Genomic DNA, 25,721 nt, shown 5'->3' on the forward strand with positions numbered 1-25,721 from the left:
ATAGAATATGTTTCAAAATACTGAAGTAAAATCCATAAACAAGGGATTTTTAAAACAACTTTATATACAATCTTTATTCAATTTTTTTTTAGTGTTGTTGATCGCTCTTCCCTATTTAAGTTATATAGAAAGTGGGAATGAAATAAAAGCAAAAATTTATTTTTTAGCAACAACAATAAGTCACTTCTTTTTACTGACAGCTATTCCACTATTATTGAGCATAGTGATTTATTTTATTACAAAATCTACACGATTGAGTAGCATAATATTTATAATATTGATGCTCTTAGTGTTGCTCATTCTTAAAGTGGATGCTAATATTTTCAATCAATTTAGATACCATTTATCGCCTATCGTATTTAGTTTGTTATTTGGAAAAAGAGCCAGCGACATCTTCCAATTTTCTACTTCAAATGTCATTACTTCTATTTTATTTGTTGGTGGTTTAGTTCTAATGCAGCTCTTATTTTTCTGGATTGCAAAAAGAATAATTGATAAAACAAATCAATTTCACATTAGAAAAACACTTGCGTTTATTGTCATATGCTTGCTTTATAGTCATTCGATATTTGCTTGGGCTGATGTCAATTTTTACAGGCCAGTTTTACAATATAAAAATATTTATCCTGCTTTTTTCCCTTTAACAGCTGAAGGTTTAATGACAAAACTGGGACTTGTAGATGAAGCATTGATTATCCGAAATAAAGAAATTAGTAAAAATCAGACTCAAAATTCCATCCAATATCCATTAGAACCAATTAGTTCGATACCGTTAGAAAATAAAAAAGATATTGTATTTATCGTAATAGATTCATGGCGTTTTGATTGCATGTCAAAAGAAATAACTCCTAACATCGCACAGTTTTCTGAGAAATCACAAGTATTTCAAAATCACAACAGCGGTTCGAACATGACCACAGGAGGAATCTTTTCATTGTTTTATGGAATACCTGCTACCTATTTCGACTCGTTTACGGGAGTTGAAAAATCACCTGTTTTTATAGATGAGTTACAAAAGCAAAACTATCAAATTGGTATTTTTAGTAGTGCTACTTTAGAAAATCCACCTTTTGATAGGAATGTATTTTCCAGAATAAAAAATATTCGTTTATTCTCTGATGGTGATTCTCCTGATGAGAGAGATCAAGATGTTACAAAAGATTGGTTGGAATATTACAAAAAAAGAAATACAAAAAATCCTAGCTTTAGTTTTGTCTTTTATGATGCAGCCCACGGATTTGATTATCCAGATTCCTATGCAATCCCTTTTAAACCAGCTTGTAAAGAAGTTGATTTTTTGGCTTTGAGTGATAAATACGATGCAAAACCACTAATAAACAGATACAAAAATGCGCTTCATTTTATTGATAATGAAATAGGAAAAGTAATTTCACATCTTAAGGAAAATAATAAATTACAAAATACTATAATAGTCATTACCGGAGATCACGGTCAGGAATTTAATGACAATAAAAAAGGGTATTGGCAACACGGAGGAAATTTTTCTAAATTTCAGATTCAAGTACCTATGTTAATTTATGATGCTTCTAAAAGTCCAAAACAATATGATTACTTAACTTTGCATTATGATATTGTTCCTACCCTAATGAAGCATTATTTAGGAACAACCAATAAAGCTGCAGAATACAGTGCAGGAAGAGATATATACGAAAACAAAAAAAGAGATTGGTTTGTATGCGGATACAATCAAAAGTATTCTGTAATTGAGCAAAACCAAATTACAAACATTTATGCTTCTGGCTTATTTGAAATTACAGACCAAAAACTGAACACCTTAAGCAAAGATATTAATTACGACGTTATTGAAAATGCTTTTAAGGAAACAAATAAATTTTATATAAAAAACAAATAATTTTTTTATGGAAAATAGTAATCAAGAAATTCAAAACGCATACGATATAATTAAGGAAGGTGGAATTATACTCTATCCAACGGATACCGTTTGGGGAATTGGCTGTGATGCCACCAATCCTGAAGCTGTAGCTAAAATATACAAGCTTAAGAAAAGAGCAGAAACACAAAGCATGATTGTACTCATGAATGGAGAACGCATGATGTACAATGTGTTTAAAGATATACCCGAAGTAGCATGGCAAATCATGGATCTTTCAGAAAATCCTACCACACTGGTGTTAGACAAACCAAGAAACGTAGCGGCAAATCTAATTGCTGCAGATCAAACATTAGGAATTAGAATCGTAAAGGAACCTTTTTGCTTTAAGTTGTTAGAAAAAATGAAAAAGCCACTTGTTTCTACATCGGCAAATATATCAGGCCAACCTACTCCAAAAAGTTTTAAAGAAATTAGTCCTGAAATTATAAAAGGCGTAGACTATGTTGTAAATTTGCACCGCGATAAAATAGCAGGAAAACCGTCAACAATAATTAAATTAACGAGTGATTCTCAAGTTAAAGTAATTCGTAAATAAATACTCACTTCTATAAAGAGGAATCAATTTAGACCGAAAAAAATTATTTTGAAAAACTACAAACAAGCCCTACATAACAAAATATTTGAAGTCATAACTCAAGCTTCCGAAGAACTTAACATTGATAGTTATGTGATTGGTGGTTTCGTAAGAGATTTGATTTTAAAAAGAGAATTCAAAAAAGATATTGATATTGTTGCCGTAGGTAGCGGAATTGAATTGGCTCTAAAAGTGTCTGAATTACTTCCAAAAAAACCTAAAGTACAAGTTTTTAAAACCTATGGAACCGCCATGTTGCGTTTTGAAGATACTGAGATTGAATTTGTAGGTGCTCGAAAAGAATCGTATCATTTTGAAAGCAGAAATCCTGTGGTGGAAAATGGTACTCTTGAAGATGACCAAAACAGACGTGACTTTACGATCAACGCGTTGGCTTTATCTTTAAATAAAGAAAATTTTGGAGATTTATCAGATCCTTTTAATGGCTTAGTTGATTTAGAAAATAAAACAATAAAAACGCCTCTGGATCCTGACATTACTTTTTCTGATGATCCCTTAAGGATGTTAAGAGGAATTCGATTTGCCAATCAGTTGGGTTTTGAAATTGAAGAAAACTCTTTAAAATCAATCACAAAAAATGCGGAACGAATCAAAATTATTTCTGGAGAGCGCATCGTAGAGGAACTCAATAAAATTCTTTCTACAGACAAACCGTCTATTGGTTTTTTACTGTTATTTAAAACTGGACTTTTAGATATTATTCTTCCGGAATTAACAGCTTTAAATCAAGTAGAAGAAATTGAAGGACATACACATAAAAATAATTTTTATCATACATTAGAAGTTGTAGATAATATTTGCCCTAATACCGATGATGTTTGGTTGCGTTGGTCCGCTTTGTTACACGATATTGGAAAAGCGCCCACCAAACGATTTAATAAAAAACAAGGCTGGACATTTCACGGACATGAATTTCTTGGTGGTAAAATGGCCAAAAAAATATTCGAACGCTTGCACATGCCATTGAATCACAAAATGAAATTTGTTCAAAAAATGGTAATGATGAGTTCTCGTCCTATCGTTTTGTCGCAAGATACCGTAACAGATTCTGCGGTTCGCCGTTTAGTTTTTGATGCTGGAGAAGATGTAGAGAACTTAATGACTTTATGTGAAGCAGATATCACTACTAAAAACCCAAATAAATTTAAAAAATACCACAATAATTTTGAAATCGTTAGAAAGAAAATTGTCGAAGTAGAAGAACGCGATCAAGTACGCAATTTTCAACCTCCTATTTCTGGTGAGGAAATCATGGTTCTTTTTAATTTAAAACCTTCTAAGGAAATCGGAATGTTGAAAGAAGCCATTAAAGAAGCCATTTTAGAAGGAGAAATTCCTAACGAATATAATGCAGCTTATGCATTTATGCTAAAGAGAGCTGCAAAAATTGGACTAAAGATTAACGCTTGTTGAATTGAGAAATAAACAGATTTCAAATACCTTTGTATAAATTAATTTTGAACAATGAAAAAAGAGAATAATTACGTGATCATCTGGTTGCTATCCGGTTGTTTATTATTGTTTATAATGGTTGTTGTTGGAGGAATCACTAGATTGACAAATTCTGGTTTGTCTATGACGGATTGGCATTTGGTAACAGATACTTTCCCTCCACTTACAGAGGCAAAATGGTTACAAACATTTGAAGAATACAAGAAATTTCCGGAATATCAAAAAATCAACATCCATAATGATTTTACGCTAAGTGACTATAAATTCATTTATTTCTGGGAATGGTTTCACCGATTTATTGGTAGAATCATTGGCCTAGTATTTATTATTCCATTTTTCTACTTTTTATTAAAAAAACGTCTTTCAAGCCCAACTATCAAAAAGTGTGTCGTATTACTTTCTATGGGTGCCTTTCAAGGTTTTTTAGGATGGTTTATGGTTAAAAGTGGTTTAATTGATGATCCAGACGTAAGTCATTTTAGATTAGCATTACACCTTACTTTTGCATTTATCACGTTTGCTTACACGCTTTGGGTTGCATTAGATTTAATCTATCCAAATAAAATTGAAGTAATCGTTCCTCTACGAAATCTAGCACGAGTTGCATTAGTCTTTTTGATAATTCAAATTATTTATGGCGGATTTGTAGCAGGTTTAAACGCCGGTTTAATTCACAACCACTGGCCACTAATGAGTGATGGACAATTTATACATGACAGTGTTTTTATAGAACAAAAAACATTATTCTTGAATCTTGTTGAAGGAAAAAGTGGGGTTCAATTCGTTCACAGAACTATGGCCTATTTTGTAGTTGCTCTTATAATTGCTTTGTACATAAGAAGCAAAAAATTTGCCCTTACAAGTATTCAAAAAAGAGGAATAAACACTTTATTAATTTTCGTATTTATACAATTTACATTAGGTGTTTTCACTTTATTGTATGGCGTTCCGTTGTGGTTGGGTTTGGTACACCAAATTATGGCCTTCTTTTTACTTACAGCCATGACCTTTACCTTACACCGATTGTCTAAATAGTATTGTAAAAAACATAAATTATTTAACTTACTTTTACTAACAACCAATTGTTACACAATACCAAAAATACAACCAGACTATATTGTCGCATTTCTTTGCTTATAAACTTAAATGTCTAAACTAGCTCCTCAAGATAAATTTTTAGATTTATCAGATTATGGAAGACCTATTGGAAATTTTATTGCCAATCAACTTAAAAACACTCGCTTTACTCCTATTCATGTTACGCTTGTTTTTGGTGTTTCTGGATTAATTGCTATTTACTTTATTTTAATAAATCAGTATTTATTAGCTGGTTTTTTCATCATTTTAAAGTCAATTATTGATGCAGCCGATGGTGAATTAGCACGATTAAAAAACACACCTTCTTATACCGGAAGATACTTAGATAGCGTATTTGATATCATTTTAAATTTTTTGTTTTTGATGACCATTTGCTATGTTTCAAACACTAGTATTTGGCTTACTTTATTGGCATTTATTGGCATTCAATTGCAAGGCACTTTATACAATTATTACTATGTAATTTTAAGAAATAAATCGGTTGGTGGAGATACTACGAGCAAGATTTTCGAAAATAAATCACCTCGCGCTTTACCGGGAGAGCGTCAAAAATCAGTAGATATTTTGTTCTTTATTTACACTATTGTATATGGCGCATTCGATAAAATAATTCACCTGTTAGATAATGATGCCTATAAGGTTAAGACGTTTCCTAATTGGTTCATGACATTAGTCAGTCTCTATGGATTAGGATTTCAGTTATTGATTATTGCCATCATGTTACCTCTACAACTTATTGAATATATAGTTCCGTTTTTTATTGCTTACACTGGGCTTATATTTGCACTGATTGGAATCAGAAAATTAGTTTTTAAGGTCTAAAACTATCATAGTAATAATCTATCACATGCCTTTATTTTATTATTTTCCAGTCACTTAAGTTACTTTATACAAATCTTTTATTTAAGTCAAAATAAATATATAATTATCTGAAAGTTAGAATTATATAAAACTAAATTTTAATTCTGTAAGAGAATTTGTGAGTATATTTCTGAAATTTGTAAAACACAATTATTAATTCAAAACTTAGAAATTATGCCAAATTCAAAAGAGATTAAAGGAAACTGGAATGAGTTTAAAGGAAAACTTAAACAAAAATATGCTGAATTAACTGATGATGATTTGCTTTACGATGAAGGAAAAGAAGATGAAATGTGGGGTAAATTACAGCAAAAATTAGGTAAAACAGAAAAAGAAATTAAATCATTATTTGATTAATTTTAAAAAACTGTTTAGTTAATTTGACTGTCTCAAATACTGTTGCAACTGTATTCATTTTGAATTGCTGCACTTAGTATCTGAGACAGTTTTTTTATTGCTAATACTTAGTTTATCCATGTTTTAAAATCACTTACTTTTTCTCTACTCACCACAACCTCATCTTCTTTATATGTGGGCAAAATTATCTTTAAGCGAGAGTTACTATGTACTAAAATTTCTTTAATTGCTTTAAGAGGTATAATAAATTTTCTACTAATTCTAAAGAAATTTGCTCCATCTAAATCTTGTTCTAAAACTTCTAAAGTCGAATCTATCAAATAATTTCGATTGTCAAAAGTATGTATATAAGTTCCTTTATTTTCACTAAAAAAACATTCAATTTCTTCAACCGAAATCACTTTTAAGTGTTGACCAATTTTTACCGTAAAACGTTTTTTATAGGTTTTATCAAAAGGATTGGAAAGCATTTTTTTAATTTGTTCGAAATCAAATTGAAGCGCTTCTTGTTTGGGTAATCGCGCTTTAAATTTAGAAACAGCTACTTCCAAGTCCTCTTCATCGATAGGTTTTAAAAGATAATCAATACTATTTAATTTAAAAGCTCTTAACGCATATTCATCGTATGCTGTTGTAAATATTACAGCACTTTTTATTGTTTGCTGCAAAGTAGAAAAATGCTCGAAAATTTCAAACGACAAACCATCTGATAATTGAATATCTAGAAAAATTAGATCAGGATGTTCATTTTTTGTAAACCAATCAATTGCTTCTTCTACAGAATGAAGCATCACTCCTACCTCAATATCTAGTTTTTGCAGTTTTCTTTGCAATAATCTTGCAGCTGGTTTTTCGTCTTCGATGATGATTATTTTCATTTTTTAATCTTAAAGTTGTAAATAAATAAATTTAGAATTATTCCCATTTCTGACTTTTTTCTTTGTCCATAAATTGCTTTATTTTTTTCTCCTCCCAATTTTCACCAAAAAATATATTTCTTCCAAAAACCGACAATCCATGAGCTACTAAGCCTATGCCCCAAAACAATGCGGTTGAATAAGTTTGCCAATTTAGAAAATCTCCATTTTGAAATGAATTTCTATTCATACTCGAAAGAATAATAAAAGCATTTACTAAAACATACACCATTAAATGAATATAAAAACCTTTAATTTTTTTTACTTTTCGGTAGGCCATTTCATATTCAGAATCCGGATTATTTAAATCCATTTCTTTTCTATCATATCTATTTTCGCGGTCTCTTTTCATGATACTTAAATTTAACTTCTTAATCTATTATTTATATTCTTTATCTCTTTCCTATCAATCCTTTTATCTTTTTTTATTCCCAATCCTTATCAAAGTAAGGTATATAATTAAAGACTTTTATTGCTGCTACTCTTTCAACTGCTTTGGCATACTGTTCTTCATTATTATATTTCTTTTCTATTATTTCTTTTTCTTTACGTTACTTATAAATTTCTTTACTGTTTTGTTTTTGCATTATCTCTTTTATTTTTCGTTCTTCCCAATTAGTACTATAACCAAATACTTTTAGAGCATGCATAATTAATCCAAAACCCCAACCTGCAGCTGAAAACCAAAACCATTGAAAATGGGGTGAATAAGTAAGATTGATAAATATTAAAATAGGAATGACAAAACAATACGATAATAAGTTTCCGTAAAAGCCTTTCAGTTCTTCAACACGTTTTTTAGCTCTAAAATAAGAGTTCTCTTTTCCATAATTTATAGATGCTTCCATGATTGTTATTTTTTTTGTTAAAACTGGTATTTTGACTGCAAATACCTTTTCATTTTGATCAATTTGTATTTTTCTATTGGTAATAATTTCGTATCGACTGATAATATTTTGAAGTCCTACGCCTTGCCTTTCTTGCAAAACATCTTTTTTTTGATAATCATTTTCAACAACAAGATAATCACCTTCTAAAAATATTCTGATGTGTAACGGTTTCTGTTCACTAACTACGTTATGCTTTACTGTGTTTTCTAATAAAAGCTGTAAGGATAGCGGAACCACTTTTGCCTCCGGATTTATATTGGTTGTAGGTAATTCATAAAAAAGGCTATTTTCAAAACGCATTTTTAATAAGTTCATATAGGTTTTGGCGAATGCTAATTCTTCGTCTACACTAACCAACTCCTTGTCTTTTTGTTCTAAAACATAGCGATACACTTTTGATAAGGAAGTGGTAAATCGCTGCGCATTATCTGGATTTTCTTCGATTAGAGAACTCAGGACATTCAGACTATTAAAAAGAAAGTGAGGATCTATTTGGTTTTTTAAAGTCTCAAATTTTGCCGAAGCAGTTCCTGCAATAATCTTATGTTCAATAATTTCTTTTTTAGAAGCTTGTTTCCAGTTGACCATAAAGCTTCTTGCATGAATAAAAATGGAAACTCCCAATGACAAAACGATATAAAAAAGATGAACAAAAATCATTTTCTCACTAAAAAATTGTCCCGGATCTAAATCCTGAAACATCACAAAAGTGATATAATCAATTAGTAAAACAACAGGAACGGTGTATAAAACTGTGGTAATGATTCCAAAATAAACTCTCAAATTCGTTTGTTCAAGCCAATCCCATCTTCGATCGAGTAATACGTTAATCATTCCGTTACCAAAACCAATACCGAAAGAATACAGGGAACTTACCAAGAAGGTTCGTATGACATTCTCTAATTCAAAATTCATTTGAACTATAGAAAAGACTAAAGTAAAAATTAAGCTAATTTTGAAACAAACCATGAAGCCTTTGCTAAACTCTGTAAATGTTTTGATTCTGTGATTTTCCATTATTTTATGCTGTTATTTACAATTTGCTGATGCTGCAATAGCGCTCTCCAATCCCCATTTTGGAGAAAAAGTAGTTTCAGGTTTAAAAGTAGCAAAAAGTCCAATAGCTTTTTCAATTTGAGCACACATTGGTTTGGTATCGGTTCCCCAAAATTTTGCGGCACCAATTTCAAATTGTGCTTTCTCGAAAACAACTCTCGGATTTTCTGGAGCAATAGCTAAGGCTTTGCCATACAACTCCATTACTTTTCCAGATAACTTTTGTCCGTTTGTCATGGGGTCATAAGCTATCCAAGCAGTATGAATCATCGCTTGCAGTACTAATAGTTCGGGATTATTAGGATTTTTAGTCATTTCTATAGTTACTGCATTTTGCGCTTTTGACAACAATAAATTTATTTGCTCCTTATCTTTCGTTTGAAAAGCCGCAGTTGTATTTATTAATGCTACGTAATAATTAGGCAACCAACTTGTTTGCTCTGCAGCAGCAATTCTTTCAAATAAATCTGATGCTTCTGTATTTTTTCCTTGTCCCCAAAGCTGAAAAGCTTTTCCCATGCCTTGATCAAATTGGCTTTGAGCCGACAATAAACTACAAATAAATAAGGCGATGCTAGTGATAATTTTAGTCATGATTTCTAGTTGTTAAATGATTATATTTTATAAATGCGTTTGATATTGATTTTCTCTAATTCTATTTCAAAAGTATGGCGATGCCTGTTCTTTTAAAATTTATACTTACTCAAGTGTTGAAATAATATGATGAACTGTTTTTAGACCACTATTTTTAGAGAGTTAAAAGTTTTTTATTAAAGATTCTTTAATTGATTGTCTTTTTTATCTGCACTAATGGTCCAAAAGAAGCCTACAAACAAAAAGCGATCTGCAGTGGGTGTTATTGCGGTACGATTATAAATTCCGTTTGAATTTGGATTTTTTGCATAATCGTAGCCATAAACGTTTTGAGTTCCTAAAACATTTGAAACAGAGAAATATAAAATCTTTTGTTGGGATAGTAAATACGCCCAATTAAAACTTAAATTATTATATGCTTTTGTTTTTCCGTTCATAAATTCCGTTTCATTGGGATTATTATACGGTCTGCCAGTGCTGAATGAATTAGTAAAACCAATTTGTGATTTCCAATCGTTAATCCAGTATTTAGCAACTAATGAAAGACTATTATTAGCAATGAAACTTGGTGTAGCTTGAGTAGGAAAGTTTTTATAATCTCTTTGCGAATCAATGTAGGAATAAGAAATCCAATATTCTAAATTTTTAAAAGTCGTTCCATCTCTCCAAAATAAATCTAATCCTTTAGCATATCCAGAACCTGAATTATTAAAAACCGAATTGTATTGAATGGTTGGGGTATCATATTTTACTAAATTGTCATAGCTCTTAAAATACGCTTCTGCAATTAAAGTTTTCCCTGTTTTACTAAACTGATAATTAACAATATAATGAGAAGCTTTCTCACTTTCAAATTGATGAAATTTAGAATATTTGATGTATTGTGAATTTGGAGACTGACTAAAATCTCCGTAAGCCAAAGAAAACTGACTGTTTTTTGTCATTTTGTAAGCCAGTGATATTCTAGGAGCAATTGCCGTTTCCTCCAGTAAACTATTATTTGAAAATCTCAAACCAACTTTTGCAGCCAGTTTTTTAGAAAAGTAAATATCTGATTCTGTAAAAATAGCTGCAATAGCACTATTGTATCCAACAGCATTTGCTATTCCAGTATTGGGTTTAAAATCTTCATCAAATTGGGTTATAAAATAATCAGCTCCAAAAGACATTTTAAATCGATTAGAAATATTCTTTTTTAATTTCAATTTAAAGTGCGCTGCGTTTTCATCATTATCAACATTGTCTAAATCAAATTTGATTTTATTCTTACTATAACCGTAGCTTATTCCTGAATTAATTTGCCAATTTGAACCAAAAACTCCTTTGTATGTAGTATTAAAATAAAAATTATTATTGTTTAAATTTACTCTTATTTTTTGTGGTGCATTGATGTTTTCCTGATTTACGTCAAACCTTGAGGAATCAAAAGCAGCATAAACTTTTAAAATTCCATTCGTGAAATTATAGCGGTAAACGGTTTCTCCTGATAAAGATTGAAAAGGTCTATTCCAATCTACGTTTTGTTTTATTGCATATTGATAAGGAGCTAAATTGATGTAAGAGGCATTGACCGTTAGTGCACTTTTTTTCCATTTTTGAGTATTTCCAACGCCTAAACCTACCGTCATTAAAGAAATTTCTGTTTTATTGTAATCGGCTTCATCTTTTGTATTCAGCAATAAAACACTTGATAAAGCTTCGCCATATTCTGCAGAATAACCTCCTGTAGAAAAGGAGATTCCGTCGAATAAAAAAGGAGAAAAACGACCTCTAGTAGGCAGATTTTGTGCCGAAGCACCATAAGGTTGTGCTACTCGAACTCCATCAACAAAAGTTTGTGTTTCATTGGCTTCGCCTCCACGCACAAAAAGTCTCCCGTCTTCTGCCACGTTTTGCGTTCCAGGTAATGTCTGTAATGCCGCGATAATGTTTCCAGCAGAACCAGCTGTAGTTACAATATCAAGCGCTTTTAAAACAGAAACTTTTGCTTTTCCTCCAGCCTCAAAAGTTCCTGCAGTAATTACAACCGCATCCAATGCATTGACATTGTCTTTTAGCTTGATGATTTTGTTTTGAAAATTGGAAACATCAATCTGTGTTTTTGAGGTTTCAAAAACTAGAAAACTCACCACTAAAATTTGATTGCCAGTGGTAGTAGTCTCAAAGTTAAAATCGCCTGTTTCTGAACTCGAACTTCCGTCATACGTTCCTTCAATATAAATATTTGCACCGGCAATTGGCTTTCCTTTTTGATCTACTACTTTACCAGAGATAATTGTTTGAGCAAAAAATACAGTGGAAATTAATATAAGACAAGCAGTGATTAAAATTTTCATATCATTTGATTTAGTTGATGAAGCAAATATATTGGTGCCCAACTAACATTAAAACAAAAGCTAACCGAACTGTCAATAAATGGGGATGAGTTGCGATATGAACGATTTTCTTATACATTTACAACACTAAAAATATGCTTATGAATACCGAAAAAGAGAAAATGATCGCAGGAGAAAATTATTTTTCAGGTGATCCTATTCTAGTAAAAGACAGACGAAAATCGAAAAATCTATTGCATCGTTTGAATGTAACAGAATACCGAATAACAAAAAAAGCACGAGAAATATTAAAAGAACTTATTCCTAATGCTGGAGCAAATCTTTACATAGAGCCTCCTTTTTTTTGTGATTATGGCTACAATATCATTTGTGGTGAGAATGTATATTTTAATGTAAATTGTGTGGTATTAGATGCTGCTCAAGTAACAATTGGATCTAATGTATTTTTTGCTCCAGGCGTTCAGTTATACACCGCGAGCCATCCACTTAATGCAGAATTACGTAAAACAGTAGCAAATGCATTGCCTATAAAAATTGGCAACGATTGCTGGATTGGCGGAAACACGGTTATTTGTCCTGGAATTACTATTGGGAATGGTTGTGTTATTGGTGCTGGATCAGTGGTTACAAAAAACATACCTGATAATAGCCTAGCTGTTGGAAATCCAGCGAAAATTATTCGGAAATTAAATGAATCCCAAAAATAATTGAATTACATTTATCTAACTATCAAACTATTAAATAAAAACCATGAAGCACTTTAAATTATTTCTCGTATTTATCCTTGTTTTAATTGTCAACTCAGTTTCTGCACAATCAACTTTTGACAAATGGCCGGCTATCAAAGAATTTCATGAAGTAATGTCAGCTACTTTTCATCCTGCCGAAGAAGGAAATCTAGCTCCTATTAAATCGCGTTCGGAGGAAATGATGAATCAAGCCGCACAATTATTAAAATCAGCTATTCCTGTAGAATTTAGAACTGACAAAATTTTAGCAGCAGCACAAAAACTACAAGTAAAAAGTAAAGGTTTACATAGATTAGTTCAATCTCAAGCAACTGACGATGAAATTTTGAAATCGATTACTGATTTACATAACACTTTTCATGAAATAGTTGGACTATGTTCTGAAGAGAAAAAATAAGAACAGCAAAATAATCTTTTGATTTCTTTTTGATTAAAAACAATTTGCATTTCGTTTTGCTATTCAAAATAGCAATTATAATTTTTAGTATTTCTACAAACAACTTACCCTTATGCTTTTATGAAAAATAAATGAATTTTGATTTTTTATAGGCTAAATAAATGAAGAAATCATAAAATACGGCAAGAACATGTATTTTTCAGTTCTATTGTGGTTTTGTTTTTTTAAATTTGTGAAACACAAACTCATTCCTTTTAAAGAGTGTGCTTTCTCATCTTATCTAAACAAAAGAATACAAACTACTCACAATGAATACTACTGCAAAAATTAAAAAAAATTATCAGTTTATTAAAGTTAAAAAATTAGTTATAGTATCCATTCTTATTGGTTTTCTTTCTGCTTTTTTAGGAATCGTTTTAAAGAATGCTACGGAGTATTACGAATCTATATTTTTTCATAGAGCTACTATAAATTCAGTGTTTTTTGTAGTATTTCCTATTTTTGGTTTGTCTATAATCTTTTTTCTTAGAGAATATCTTTTTAAAAAAAAGGAAAACAAAGGGATTAAAGAAATTTTTGAAAGTGTAAATTCTAAATCAAAAAATTTACCCAGTTACAAAATCCCTTCCCATTTTATCAACGGATTACTGACCGTAGTCTCAGGTGGATCTACAGGAATTGAAGTATCAACGGTTGTGGCAACAGCAACTATTGGTGCGGTAGCACAACGCAAACAAAATGTTTTTAGACAATACAAAACAGAATTAATATGTGCGGGAATTTCAGCCGGAATTACGGTTTTATTTAGTAGTCCTATAGCAGGAATATTATTTTCCTTTGAAGTAATTTCTAAAAAAATAACTCGAGCGTTTATACTCTCCAATGTAATTTCCGTTACAGTGGCTTATGCGCTATGCTACATATTACACGAAGAACCTTTATTTGCTGTCGATGTAACAACATGGCACTTAAAAGCGGCTCCCTATTTTATACTTTTAGGAGTTTTGGCCGCCCTTCATTCTGTATATCTTACGCGAGCGGTACTCTTTTTTAAAGCACAGTTCTATAAAATAAAAGAAGCTCATTTTAAAATAATTTTAGGATCCTTAATACTAAGCTTATCCTTTATCTTATTCCCACAATTATACGGAGAAGGTTATCATACAATGAAAATCTTATTTTTAAATCCTAATGCGACAACACTTACGTTTTCATTAGCTTTAACATTTATCGGAATCATTTTATTAAAACCAATTGTTACTTCGGCCACCTTGGCTTCTGGAGGTGACGGAGGTGTTTTTGCTCCTAGCCTTTTTATTGGTGCTTTTTTAGGTTTGTTTTTGGCCTTACTTTTAAATCGTTATTTGGATGCAAATGTAATTCCTCTAAATTTTATGATTATTGGAATGGCAGCGGTTTTAAGTTCTAGTATACACGCTCCCTTTACCGCTATATTTTTAGTGTGCGGATTGACTAATGACTATACCTTATTTCTACCTATTTTAGTAGTTTGTTTGATTTCTAAATATACTGCAAAAATGATTTATCCTTTTACCGTATATACTTATTCACCTACTCTAGCAAAATAAGCATATGTCATCTATTCATAAAATAAAAAGGAACTACCGCAAAACTAAATACATTCTATATAAAGAAACATTGGTTGATTTTAAAGAACATTTTTGGGCTTTTGTAGGCGGATTTGTAGGCATGGGTATTATTGCTTATTTGCAATCTACAGTGCTTCCAAAATCAGATATGGTTTATTTAATTGGTTCTTTTGGTGCCTCTAGTGTTTTAGTGTATGGCGTTATTCAAAGCCCATTAGCACAACCCAGAAATCTCATCGGAGGACATGTAATTTCTGCCCTGATTGGCGTTACTATTTATAAATTTTTACCAGATATCCTTTGGTTAACTGCTCCACTTGCTGTAGCTTCCTCTATTGTATTAATGCAAATTACCAAGACCTTGCACCCTCCTGGTGGCGCCACAGCATTAATTGCAATTGCGGGTTCTGAAAAAGTTAAAAATCTAGGCTATTGGTACGTTCTTTCGCCTGTCTTAAGTGGCGCATTAATCTTACTTGCAGTAGCCTTAATTACTAACAACATGGCACACAACAGACTCTATCCGAGTCATAAAAAATACCACAAATTCAGAAAAAGAATCTCCAAAGTTTTTAACAAAAAAACCTCTTTTTAAATCATTAGAAATTAGTTGTATAACCAAAAAAAGAAGTCCTTTGACACTTTTTATATTTTAATTATAGCTAAATAAATTTTCTCTTTTATCACTTTTGATTCTCTTCGCATACGCAAAAATCTTATCAACAAAACTAAAATCTGTCTCAAAACTTCGAGACAAAATCTAAAATTATATTTTACCTTTGACCATTCAAAAAAACAGGAACGATTATGGTTTATAAATTTAGAGTGATTCTAGACGCAGAAGAAGATGTTTTTAGAGATATTGCAATATTAGAAGAAGATACATTAGAAGATTTACACAATGCTATCTTCAATTCCTTTGGTTTTGATGGGATGGACGTTGCTTCTTTTTACACTTGCGACGAGACTTGGAATCAAGAAGATGAAATCTCTCTTTTTGATACTGGAGATGTAGTTGGTGAACAAAAAATAATGAGTGATTATCCATTATCTGAAATTTTAGATAAGGAAAATACTAAGATTATTTATGTTTATGATTTCATTAATATGTGGACATTCCTAGTAGAATTAGCAGCTATTGAAGATCCAGTTACTGGTAACAGTTATCCTGAAACTATTTTTTCTCATGGTGAAATTCCTGATGAAGCAATGGAAAAAAACTTTGAATCAGACAATGCCGATGATTACAATGATGAATATGAGGACGGCTTAGACGAAGATGATTTGGACATGTTTGAAGGAGACGACAGTTTTGAAGATTTCGGATTTGAAGAGAACTGGAATTAGTCAAAACTCGTGCTCTAGTTAAAAACAGAGTCGATCAAAACACCTAAAATTAAAACATTTCCCAAAGATGAAATGTTATTTTGTTTGCACATAATAACTTGAACTTAACACTTCTATTTATAAGTGTAAACAAATGTCAAAACCTAACTCTAAACACTTTCAAAAAAAATGATCAACCTATATAATACCCATATCGAAAACTTATCAATTCATAGAGTTGGTAACAAAAGTAGAAATGAGCCAATTTTTTTATCAGAGCAACCTTTTAATTTGAATGATGAAATTGTGCCTTTGATGAAAGAGTTCTTCTTTAAAACGTTTAGAGAAAAAGAAGAAAACTATTTTCAGTTTGCTCATGAAATCGATTTAGATTACAATGACATGTTCAAGTTTGCTACTGAAGTTTTTGATAATCCATCTACTATTCACGAAGTTTCTAAAAAAATAACAAATCATTTATTTGAGCAATCCAATCATCCACACATCAAAAACGGTGAAGTATATGTCACGTACTTAACTAACTTGAGTATTGATAATAATGTGGTTGATGCTATTGGGATTTTTAAGAGTGAAATTCAAGCTGACTTTTTACAATTTGAAGAAAAAGCAACTCACTTAGAAATGATTTTGCAACAAGGTGTAAGTTTAAATAAACTAGACAAAGGTTGTTTGATCTTTAATTACAAGAAAGAAGAAGGATATAAAATTCTTACTGTAGATAGCAACCGTTATGATGCTCGATATTGGTTAGAGCATTTCCTTTCTGTTGATGCATTTGAAGACGAAAATTTTATCACAAAAAAATATTTAAAGTTCTGTCAAAACTTTGCTAAAGATGTAGTTTTTCCTGCGGAAGACAAAAAAGAAGAAGTTATGTTCATGAACCGTTCTGTGAATTACTTTGCCAAAAATGATGAGTTTGAAGAAACTGCGTTCTTGAATGAAGTACTAGACAATCCAGACTTAATTCCGGAATTTAAAAATTATAAAATAGATAAAGGAGAAAAATACAGCATAGAAGATGTCACTTCTTTCCCAATAGCAAATGCAGCTGTTTCTGATGCGCGTAAGTCAATCAAAAACGTAATTAATTTAGACACGCATATCCAAATTAAAATGGATTTTATTAATCCTGAAAGTGCTGAGAAATATGTTGAAAAAGGTTGGGATGAAGAAAAACAAATGTACTATTACTTAGTTTACTTTAATAAAGAACAAAAATCGTAAGGTTTATAATTAAAATAGAGAATCCCTAATTACAAAAGTAATTGGGGATTTTTTTTTAAGTGTAATTATAAAATAGTGTACAAACAGAATCCATTGTATTAAAACAGTCATTCTTTTAGTATTATTCGTAAATTTACATTTATACCATTAAAATAAAATGAAAGATCATTTTTTCACAGAAAGCCCCTTCAAAACACTTATTTCCTTTCATAAACTCATTGAGAGTTTAGAGGAGATTGCCGTTTCTGATATAGATTATCGCGCTAATTATGCTAAAGCTTTATTAAAAGAAATTGAGCCATTTCCAGAATTTAGATCCGGAATTGAAAACTTAGATTTAATTTATAAAAACGAAAAGTTAATACAAAACTTATTAGCAGATTTGTTTCCAACGGCTTTGACCCATAATGAAATTAAGGCCGTAACTATTCCTTTTCAGAATTTTAGTTTTAACTATACCGAACGTTTAAAAAAAATAGTTAAAGAAGCAGGTGTATCTTTTGATATGTCGATCAGTAATCTCAATGAATATCAGTTTTATATCATGAACTGCACCTTGATTTTAAATGAACATTATGGGCAGAAAATTGATTATAATAATCCTTTGTTTTATGACATTCCAAATCAAAATGGAATAATCAATCAATATCGGATTTTATATAATGCCGATTTTATTGAAATAACACCAACCGCTGCAGTAAAAAAGTTGACACAAGATGAAATCGATTTATTAATTGATAATTATGATAACATTGCACTCTGGAAAGAGAAATTTCCTGTAAATAGCTGGATTTTAAAAGGTTTTGGAATTGCTATATTATTTGATGCTACCATAGAAAGTGCCATTTCTAAATTAAAAAGCAATTTATTAAAACCAGAAATGGAGCAAATATCACTTCAAAATAATTTTGAATCTATTTTTCGTTCTATTTTTAAAAATTCTAATTTAAGAATCGGTTTGGTTATTTACGATACCGAAGAAAATAAATTTATAAACACTAGTTTTAACGAAGATGGAAGTTCTGGAAGTTTTATACTGTCTGCAGATCAAGAATTAAATTGTGAAAATGAATTATTAGGTTGCTCTTTTGAAAAATTATTAGAAACAAAGAAACCTTTATGCATTTCTAATGTCGAAAAATTTGCTTTGATTCCAGGAAATGAAAAACTAGGAAATCATTTATTAGATCAAAATATTCAGAGCTGTATATTTGCACCTATTATAAACAACAATACCATTTTGGGTATAATTGAATTAGTTTCATCTAATAAAAGAGAATTAAACAGTCTAAATGCGAGAAAATTAGATTTAATCATACCGTACTTGATAGATACGGCAGAGCGCCACAATTTAGACAAACAACATCAAATTGACGCCATTATTCAGAGAGAATATACTGCTATTCATCCGAGTGTTTATTGGAAATTTAGACGGGAAGCTTCAAAATATTTTGAAACAAACCGTCAAAACAAAGACTATATTTTTAAAGAAATAGTGTTCAAAGAAGTGTATCCTTTGTATGGACAGATAGACATTCAGAGTTCCTCTGAGCATAGAAATCAAACGGTAAAGCAAGACTTAATAAATCAGGTAAGTACGCTAATCAAAATTCTTGACCACAGAGAATTACACTCTAGCTTGGTCGTATTAAAACAACGAAAATTTGAATTAAAATCATTTTTAAACCAACTTCAATTCCCTTTAAAAGCGGATACGGAACAGCAAATTCAGCTTTATATTGAAAATGAAATTCACCCCATTCTAAACAATAGAGAAAGTGGTTTTACAAAAGAAATTTCTGTTATCAATTATTTTGAAAGTTTAGATAAGAAATCAGGAATGTTCTATCATTCAAGAAAGAAATTTGACAATGCAGTTTCTATAATTAACAAAAAACTTGCTTCACTACTCGACGAAAAACAAGCAGAAGCACAACTTATTTTCCCTCATTATTACGAAAGATTTAAAACCGACGGAATAGAACATAATATTTATATCGGGGCTTCTATTGCTCCATCAAAGACTTTTGACATTCTATACCTTCATAATTTAAGGCTTTGGCAGTTGCAAATAGTATGTGAAATGGAAATGATGCACCACCAACTTAAAAACTCCTTACCTTATGAACTAGAGGTAGCTTCATTGATATTAGTTTTTAGCTCGTCGATTTCAATTCGATTTAGGATGGACGAAAAGCGATTTGATGTTGACGGAACCTATAATGCGCGTTACGAAGTTGTAAAAAAACGGATCGACAAAGCCAATATTAAAGGAACTAAAGAGAGAATTACAGCAAAAGAAAAAATCACGATCGTGTATTCTCATAGCAATGAAGAAACCGAATATTTAAATTATATTAAATTTTTGCAGTTCAAAAACATTTTAGAACCTACTATTGAACAGTTTGAAGTAGAAGAATTGCAAGGCGTATCCGGTTTGAAAGCCATACGTGTTAAAGTTCGAAATGATAATGAAATACTGACTTTAAAAAAATATTCCTATCAAGATTTATTAAATGAATTAAACTAGGCTCCAATTGACATAAAAGCGATTACAAATGAAATAACAGACAATACAATTCCTATCATAAAAAAATTATAGGTGATTCTTAATAAACGGTATTTTCTTTCGAGAACCAGTCCCAAAAAATATAAATCCTTAATCATAGAGTTATATAAGTAATCTTTATCTTTCATCATTTCATTCATCGCCCACTGATACTCGTCTAAAGGCATTTTGTAAAAATTACCAAAGAACAATAAATTTACTTTTTTATTTTCAATATCTTGTCTTGTAAAAACGCCATTAGTTACTTTAGGTCTTGTAGAAAGTATAGCAAAAATGATAGTTATTACACTTGATAGCAACATTATAAAAGTAGGAATCAATAAATGTGCATTACTAGGACTATCTAACTTTGGGATTAAAGTAGAAAGAGCAATCGAGATAATAATGGCATTTACAGATAACAAAATATTAGCTTTACTATCTGCAATTCCGCTTAATGTGGTGTGATTGTTTAAAGTAATTCGAAACAAAGTATCAACAGCTCTATCTGGTTTTTCGTCTTTTTGTTTTTTCTTTGATTCTTTGGTGGTATTTAATTCCATTTTGGATTTATTTTTTTGAAGTATTTTTATAGTATTTTCTTTAGAGGGCTGCCAATTTTTTATGGCATATTCGGTATAATACTGATGTTTATTGGTTAAAAAATCAATGTTTTCTTTTGTCCATTCTGCATCAGAAAGTTTTGATTTGTTTGTATTTTCTAATTCCGTTCGCAAAGCATTACAAGTAAAAGTATAATGATTTGTTGATAAGTGGAAATAATCAGCATCGGCAATTACTTTTTCTAAAAAGTTTTGAGGCACAAAACCAAAAGTAGTAGCTTTTATCAAACTAGACACTTTTTCTATAAAGTCACCTGACATTCCATTATTTAACAGGAACTCAGTAACAATCTTTACACTAAAATCTTCGTGATTCTCGAAACCATTTACATATCCTGCATCATGAAACCAAGCGGCTACGAGTAAAGCTTGTTTGTCATCGAAATCTAAATTTGTTTGCTCAATAATTTGTTTAACTGCATTAACAACATCATGCGTATGATTTATATTGTGATAGGTATATGAAGCAGAAAGATTATCTTTGAATAATTTCTCAATAAATTTTTCTGCCTGTTCTATTAGGTTCATAGACTAATTTTTATATTACTAAATTATGAAATTATTTTCGGATAACTATTTTATTACTTTCAATAAAGCGATTTACACCTGCCTTATTTCGCTACTCCTTTTGCAATCGTGCGCTACGAAACACGAACAATATGGTAAAAACATTAAAAATCCGATTCCAATAAGTACTATTGACACATCAAAAGTAACACATACTTTCTATTTAGTAGGCGATGCTGGAAATTTGAGTAAAGAAACAACACAAAAAAAGCTGGGTACGTTATCGAATCGATTGCAAAAGGCAGATAAAAACACCACTTTATTATTTCTAGGCGATAACATATACCCTAAAGGATTACCTAGCGCCGAAAGTACAAATGAAAGATTGGTTGCTGAAAGTAAACTAAACAGTCAATTAGAATTGTCAAAAAAATTCAAAGGACAAACTATTTTTATTCCTGGAAATCACGATTGGTACAGTGGCATAAAAGGACTAGAACGCCAAGCTAATTTTGTAATAGAATATCTCAATGATAAAAAATCTTTTCTTCCAAGAAAAGGTTGTGGTATTGATGATGTGACTATAAATGAAAATTTAGTTTTAATAACCATTGACAGTCAGTGGTTCTTAGAAGACTGGGACAAAATACCCACTATAAATGACGATTGTACTATAAAAACTAGAGAAGCTTTTTTTACTGAACTTGAAGATCTACTCAATAAAAACAAAGAAAAAACAGTCCTTTTAGCTTTACATCATCCCTTGATGAGTAACGGAACGCATGGTGGACAGTTTTCTGTTGAAAAACAACTTTTCCCTTTAGAACAAAAAATTCCGCTTCCCGTGATTGGTTCTGTTATTAATTTCATCCGAAAAACTTCAGGTATAAGTCCACAAGACATTCAAAACAAATTCTATTTTCAGTTTGTTCAAAGAGTCAAAACTCTATTACAAAGTCAAGATAATGTTATAGTAGTATCAGGTCATGATCACAATTTACAATATATAGACAACGATAATATTAAACAAATTATTAGCGGTGCTGGATCAAAATCGGAAGCAGCAAAAGCTATATATCCGAATGATTTTACTTATGGAAAAAACGGATATGCTGCACTTAAATTTTTTGATAACGGTATTGCAAAAGTTTACTTTTATGGTCAAGAAAATGGAAAAGAAAAATTACTTTTTGAACAAATAGTTTTAAATCAAAAAGACGATTACAATACGGCAATATTCCCAAAATCTTTTCCTAAAAAAACCACTGCAAAAATCTACACTGCAGAGCAAACTCAGAAATCAAAATTTTACAAATTCCTGTTTGGCAAACACTACAGAGCTTACTATAGTCTTCCAATAGAAGCTACAACAGTTACAATTGACACTCTTTTTGGAGGATTAAAACCCAAACGTTCCGGAGGAGGACATCAATCTAATTCTTTACAGTTGGTTGATAAAAATAACAAAGAATATGTGATGCGTGCTTTAAAGAAAAGTACCTCTCGTTTTATACAATCTGTTGCTTTTAAAAATCAGTTTATTCAAGATCAATTTGACGGAACATTTGCTGAAAGTTTATTGTCTGACTTTTATACTACAGCACATCCTTATACCCCGTTTGCAGTTGGTAATTTAGCCGAAAAAATTGGCGTTTCTCACACCAACCCACAATTATATTATATTCCAAAGCATCATGCTTTAGGCACTTTTAATGCCAATTTTGGAAATGAGTTGTATATGGTTGAAGAGCGTCCTACAAATAGTCAAATCTCGGTAAAAAGTTTTGGAAATCCTGAAGCAATTTTAAGTACAGAAGATGTTCTAAAAAATTTACAGAAGGACGAAAAATATACTATAGATGAAGACGCGTACATAAGAGCTCGACTTTTTGATATCCTTATAGGAGATTGGGACAGACATGATGATCAATGGCGTTGGGGAGCTTATACTGTAGATCAAAAAATAGTTTACAAGCCTATTCCAAGAGATCGCGATCAAGCTTTTACAAAATATGATGGTACGTTACTTTCTTTGTTAATGAAAAGTGTGCCTTTACGTCACATGCAATCCTTTAAGGACGAAATTAAAAATGTCAAAATAATGAACCGCGAGCCTTATCCATTAGATTTAGCTGTTTTAAAAAAAGCAAGCGAAAATGACTGGATTAAACAAGCGAAATACATTGAAGACAACCTATCTGATGACGCTATAGATGCTGCCTTTACTACCTTACCAATCGCAGTTCAAGATCAGACTATAACTGATATAAAACGCAAATTAAAATTACGAAAAAAAGATTTAGAACGTGCCGCAAAGGAATACTACCTAGTATTACAACATACTGTTTTGATTGTAGGAACTAATAAAAAAGATAAGTTCGTCATTAACAACATCGAAAAAAACAAACTGGAGATTCAAGTTTTTAGATTAAAAAACGAAAAAGAGGAACTACAATATGTTAGAAATTTTGATGCTGCAGAAACAAAAAAAATATGGATTTATGGCTTAGATGATGATGATGTTTTTGAAGTAAAGGGAAAATCAAAATCAGGAATTAAGATTCGATTAATAGGGGGACAAAACCAAGATTCCTATCTTGTTGAGAATGGAAAAAAAATAAAAATACATGATTTCAAATCAAAAGAGAACACTTATTCCTTAGATCACAAGACAAAAAAATTATTATCAGATGACTACGAAACTAGTTTATATGATTACAAAAAACCGAAATATAATTTCTTCTCGTTGCTTCCAAACATCGGGTATAATCCAGACGATGGTATAAAATTGGGTATTATTACGGGTTTCAAAGTAAATGATTTCAAACAAAATCCATACACTCAGAAACATAGTTTAAAAACTAATTTTTATTTTGCTACAAAGGGATTTGAGGTTTTTTACACCGCTAATTTTCCTAAATTATTTGGGTCGTGGGATTTGGATGTGGAAAGTCAATATACTAGCCCAAATTTTACAGTCAATTATTTTGGCTATGGTAATGATACGGAAAATAATGAGGAGGTTTTTGGTAAGGATTACAATCGTGTTCGCTTAAAAATGCTAAATGTATTACCGTCTATAAAAAAAGTAGGGAAACAAGGAAGTACTGTTCTCTTACAAACTAGTTTTGAAAGAATAACTGTTGAAAAAACTGTTAGTCGATTTATAGAGATAGCTCCAAACATAAATCCAACTGTTTTTGATAATCAATTATTTGCTGGAGCCAATTTAAAATACAGTTTCGAAAATTACGATTTTCCGGCTTATCCCTCAATGGGAATGGGTCTTTCTTTGACTGCTGGTTGGAAAGTAAATTTGGAGGATACAAAAAGAAATTTCCCAACCGTAGAAGGTAAACTTAATTTTAATCATAAAATAGATGCAAACGGAAAATTAATATTAGCCACAATTCTGAAAGGGAAAACGGTGCTTAATAACAATTTCGAGTTTTACCAAGGGGCAAATTTAGGAGGAGATTACGATTTAAGAGGTTTTAGAAACCAGCGCTTTCTAGGAAACAAATCTTTTTATCAAAGTAGTGATATTCGATGGAACATCGGAAAAATTAAAAGAAATGTTATACCAATGTCTTTTGGAATTCTAGGTGGTTACGACTACGGACGAGTTTGGCAAAAAGGTGAAAATTCAGAAAAATGGCATCAATCTTTTGGAGGAGGATTATGGATTAATGGTCTAAATACACTAACAGCACGATTAACTTATTTTAAAAGTATTGGTGATGAGGAAGCCCGAATTGGATTTGGTTTAGGATTTGGATTTTAATTTTTTCAGACTAATTTCATATACGTTTCCAAAAGCATTTTTAGTACGTTCATCAGCTATAAATAAACGATCATTATCCTTGAAGCAAACTGATTCTTTTTGAGAAAAGTGGTTGAGTTCGAGTGTTGTTTTTTGTCCATTTAAAAAATCATCATTTTTAAAATTTTCAAATAGAAATAACTTATCATGTGTTAATACTACTACTTTAGTTTCATCTGGACTTATTGCAGCACTTGTAATAGCGCAACCGTTGTAAGTCCCGCAAGTATTGAATTTACCCATTAAAACAGCTTGATGAAATCCTGCTTTATTGGGAACCTTGTATAAAAATGAGGTACCGTCAAAACCTTTACTTCTATTTTTTGTGAAAAGATAAAAGTGATTTCTAAACTCAAAAAAACCTTCAACATCATAAAAAAGTTGGGATTTTTTGGGCGGAAAACTTTTTTGCTCAGGATAAGCAAATGAGATTTTGTAACTTGGTTTTACGTTTTGGGACTGTAAATCTTTTTTTTCTATTTTATAAATACTCAAATCCTTTCTAACATTATCATTATTGCCAAAATCTCCAATATAAAGATTGCCCTGATTATCTTTTGTCAAATCTTCCCAATCAATATTTTCAGTGTTGTCGATAGTAATCGTTCTTTCTATTTTACCTTTGGTATTTAAACCATAAATAGCATTTGCATTACCATGATCTTCAACGGCCCAAAGTAAATTGCTATTTGAAGCATAAATAATTCCAGAGACCTCTTTTAGTTTTTTAGGTAATTGATACAATATTGGTAAAGAAGTCATCTTTTGTTGACAAGCTAATAGTACAAAAACAGCAATTAATAACGAACCTTTTTTCAT

The 25,721-nt window shown here is 30.9% G+C and carries 21 protein-coding genes; 14 read left to right on the forward strand and 7 right to left on the reverse strand.

Annotated elements, in window-relative coordinates; translation table 11 throughout:
- The first annotated feature begins 7 nt into the window (after positions 1 to 7).
- From MW871_RS07265 to MW871_RS07290, 6 genes are all read left to right on the forward strand, one after another.
- Positions 8 to 1,873, forward strand: a complete 1,866-nt coding sequence (locus tag MW871_RS07265; protein WP_248428093.1) for a DUF3413 domain-containing protein — start codon at positions 8 to 10, stop codon at positions 1,871 to 1,873.
- A 7-nt stretch (positions 1,874 to 1,880) separates the two neighbouring features.
- Positions 1,881 to 2,450: an L-threonylcarbamoyladenylate synthase gene (locus MW871_RS07270; protein WP_188049793.1), complete on the forward strand. Its 570-nt coding sequence runs from the start codon at positions 1,881 to 1,883 to the stop codon at positions 2,448 to 2,450.
- A 45-nt stretch (positions 2,451 to 2,495) separates the two neighbouring features.
- Positions 2,496 to 3,923: a CCA tRNA nucleotidyltransferase gene (locus tag MW871_RS07275; RefSeq protein ID WP_370566830.1), complete on the forward strand. Its 1,428-nt coding sequence runs from the start codon at positions 2,496 to 2,498 to the stop codon at positions 3,921 to 3,923.
- 51 nt (positions 3,924 to 3,974) lie between these two features.
- Positions 3,975 to 4,997 (forward strand): COX15/CtaA family protein, encoded by a 1,023-nt coding sequence (locus MW871_RS07280; RefSeq protein WP_248428094.1) that lies wholly within the window; start codon positions 3,975 to 3,977, stop codon positions 4,995 to 4,997.
- A 111-nt stretch (positions 4,998 to 5,108) separates the two neighbouring features.
- Complete coding sequence (locus MW871_RS07285) at positions 5,109 to 5,882, forward strand: CDP-alcohol phosphatidyltransferase family protein (RefSeq protein ID WP_210643993.1); 774 nt, start codon at positions 5,109 to 5,111, stop codon at positions 5,880 to 5,882.
- Positions 5,883 to 6,095: 213 nt separating this feature from the next.
- Complete coding sequence (locus MW871_RS07290; protein ID WP_188049789.1) at positions 6,096 to 6,278, forward strand: CsbD family protein; 183 nt, start codon at positions 6,096 to 6,098, stop codon at positions 6,276 to 6,278.
- A 107-nt stretch (positions 6,279 to 6,385) separates the two neighbouring features.
- On the opposite strand, the gene MW871_RS07295 is transcribed toward MW871_RS07290, so the two are convergent.
- From MW871_RS07295 to MW871_RS07315, 5 genes are all read right to left on the reverse strand, one after another.
- Complete coding sequence (locus MW871_RS07295) at positions 6,386 to 7,156, reverse strand: LytR/AlgR family response regulator transcription factor (protein ID WP_248428095.1); 771 nt, start codon at positions 7,154 to 7,156, stop codon at positions 6,386 to 6,388.
- A 37-nt stretch (positions 7,157 to 7,193) separates the two neighbouring features.
- Positions 7,194 to 7,547 carry a 2TM domain-containing protein gene (locus tag MW871_RS07300; RefSeq protein WP_188049787.1) on the reverse strand — a complete coding sequence of 118 codons (354 nt, stop codon included), beginning with the start codon at positions 7,545 to 7,547 and terminating at the stop codon, positions 7,194 to 7,196.
- Positions 7,548 to 7,746: 199 nt separating this feature from the next.
- Entirely contained in the window at positions 7,747 to 9,102 is a 1,356-nt protein-coding gene (locus MW871_RS07305) for a histidine kinase (RefSeq protein WP_210643997.1), read from the reverse strand.
- A gap of 12 nt (positions 9,103 to 9,114) precedes the next feature.
- On the reverse strand, positions 9,115 to 9,735 hold the full coding sequence (locus MW871_RS07310; protein WP_248428096.1) for a hypothetical protein: 621 nt from the start codon (positions 9,733 to 9,735) through the stop codon (positions 9,115 to 9,117).
- Between the two features lie 176 nt (positions 9,736 to 9,911).
- Positions 9,912 to 12,071, reverse strand: a complete 2,160-nt coding sequence (locus MW871_RS07315) for a TonB-dependent receptor (protein ID WP_248428097.1) — start codon at positions 12,069 to 12,071, stop codon at positions 9,912 to 9,914.
- 140 nt (positions 12,072 to 12,211) lie between these two features.
- Here MW871_RS07315 and MW871_RS07320 point away from each other — a divergent pair, with 140 nt between their 5' ends.
- The 7 genes from MW871_RS07320 (at position 12,212) to MW871_RS07350 (ending at position 19,931) form a co-directional block, all read left to right on the forward strand.
- Positions 12,212 to 12,778, forward strand: coding sequence for a sugar O-acetyltransferase (locus MW871_RS07320; protein ID WP_248428098.1), 567 nt, complete (start codon positions 12,212 to 12,214; stop codon positions 12,776 to 12,778).
- 43 nt (positions 12,779 to 12,821) lie between these two features.
- Positions 12,822 to 13,217, forward strand: coding sequence for a hypothetical protein (locus MW871_RS07325; protein ID WP_248428099.1), 396 nt, complete (start codon positions 12,822 to 12,824; stop codon positions 13,215 to 13,217).
- 308 nt (positions 13,218 to 13,525) lie between these two features.
- Positions 13,526 to 14,806, forward strand: coding sequence for a chloride channel protein (locus tag MW871_RS07330; RefSeq protein WP_248428100.1), 1,281 nt, complete (start codon positions 13,526 to 13,528; stop codon positions 14,804 to 14,806).
- A gap of 4 nt (positions 14,807 to 14,810) precedes the next feature.
- Positions 14,811 to 15,422 (forward strand): HPP family protein, encoded by a 612-nt coding sequence (locus MW871_RS07335; RefSeq protein ID WP_248428101.1) that lies wholly within the window; start codon positions 14,811 to 14,813, stop codon positions 15,420 to 15,422.
- Positions 15,423 to 15,634: 212 nt separating this feature from the next.
- The gene (locus tag MW871_RS07340) at positions 15,635 to 16,174 is read left to right on the forward strand and encodes an IS1096 element passenger TnpR family protein (protein ID WP_188049779.1); all 540 of its coding nucleotides are present in this window, start codon (positions 15,635 to 15,637) and stop codon (positions 16,172 to 16,174) included.
- A gap of 168 nt (positions 16,175 to 16,342) precedes the next feature.
- Entirely contained in the window at positions 16,343 to 17,401 is a 1,059-nt protein-coding gene (locus MW871_RS07345; protein ID WP_248428102.1) for a nucleoid-associated protein, read from the forward strand.
- 157 nt (positions 17,402 to 17,558) lie between these two features.
- Positions 17,559 to 19,931: a GAF domain-containing protein gene (locus tag MW871_RS07350; protein WP_248428103.1), complete on the forward strand. Its 2,373-nt coding sequence runs from the start codon at positions 17,559 to 17,561 to the stop codon at positions 19,929 to 19,931.
- On the opposite strand, the gene MW871_RS07355 is transcribed toward MW871_RS07350, so the two are convergent.
- Complete coding sequence (locus MW871_RS07355; RefSeq protein WP_248428104.1) at positions 19,928 to 21,100, reverse strand: Pycsar system effector family protein; 1,173 nt, start codon at positions 21,098 to 21,100, stop codon at positions 19,928 to 19,930. The two genes, MW871_RS07350 and MW871_RS07355, sit on opposite strands and share 4 nt — an antisense overlap.
- A gap of 25 nt (positions 21,101 to 21,125) precedes the next feature.
- Here MW871_RS07355 and MW871_RS07360 point away from each other — a divergent pair, with 25 nt between their 5' ends.
- A complete protein-coding gene (locus MW871_RS07360) occupies positions 21,126 to 24,863 on the forward strand; it encodes a metallophosphoesterase (RefSeq protein ID WP_248428105.1) in 3,738 nt (1,245 codons plus the stop codon).
- Here MW871_RS07360 and MW871_RS07365 read toward each other — a convergent pair.
- On the reverse strand, positions 24,846 to 25,721 hold the full coding sequence (locus MW871_RS07365; RefSeq protein ID WP_210644018.1) for an SdiA-regulated/phytase-like domain-containing protein: 876 nt from the start codon (positions 25,719 to 25,721) through the stop codon (positions 24,846 to 24,848). The genes MW871_RS07360 and MW871_RS07365 overlap by 18 nt on opposite strands.

Origin of the sequence: Flavobacterium pygoscelis, assembly GCF_023162025.1 — a bacterium.
Lineage (GTDB): Bacteria > Bacteroidota > Bacteroidia > Flavobacteriales > Flavobacteriaceae > Flavobacterium > Flavobacterium pygoscelis.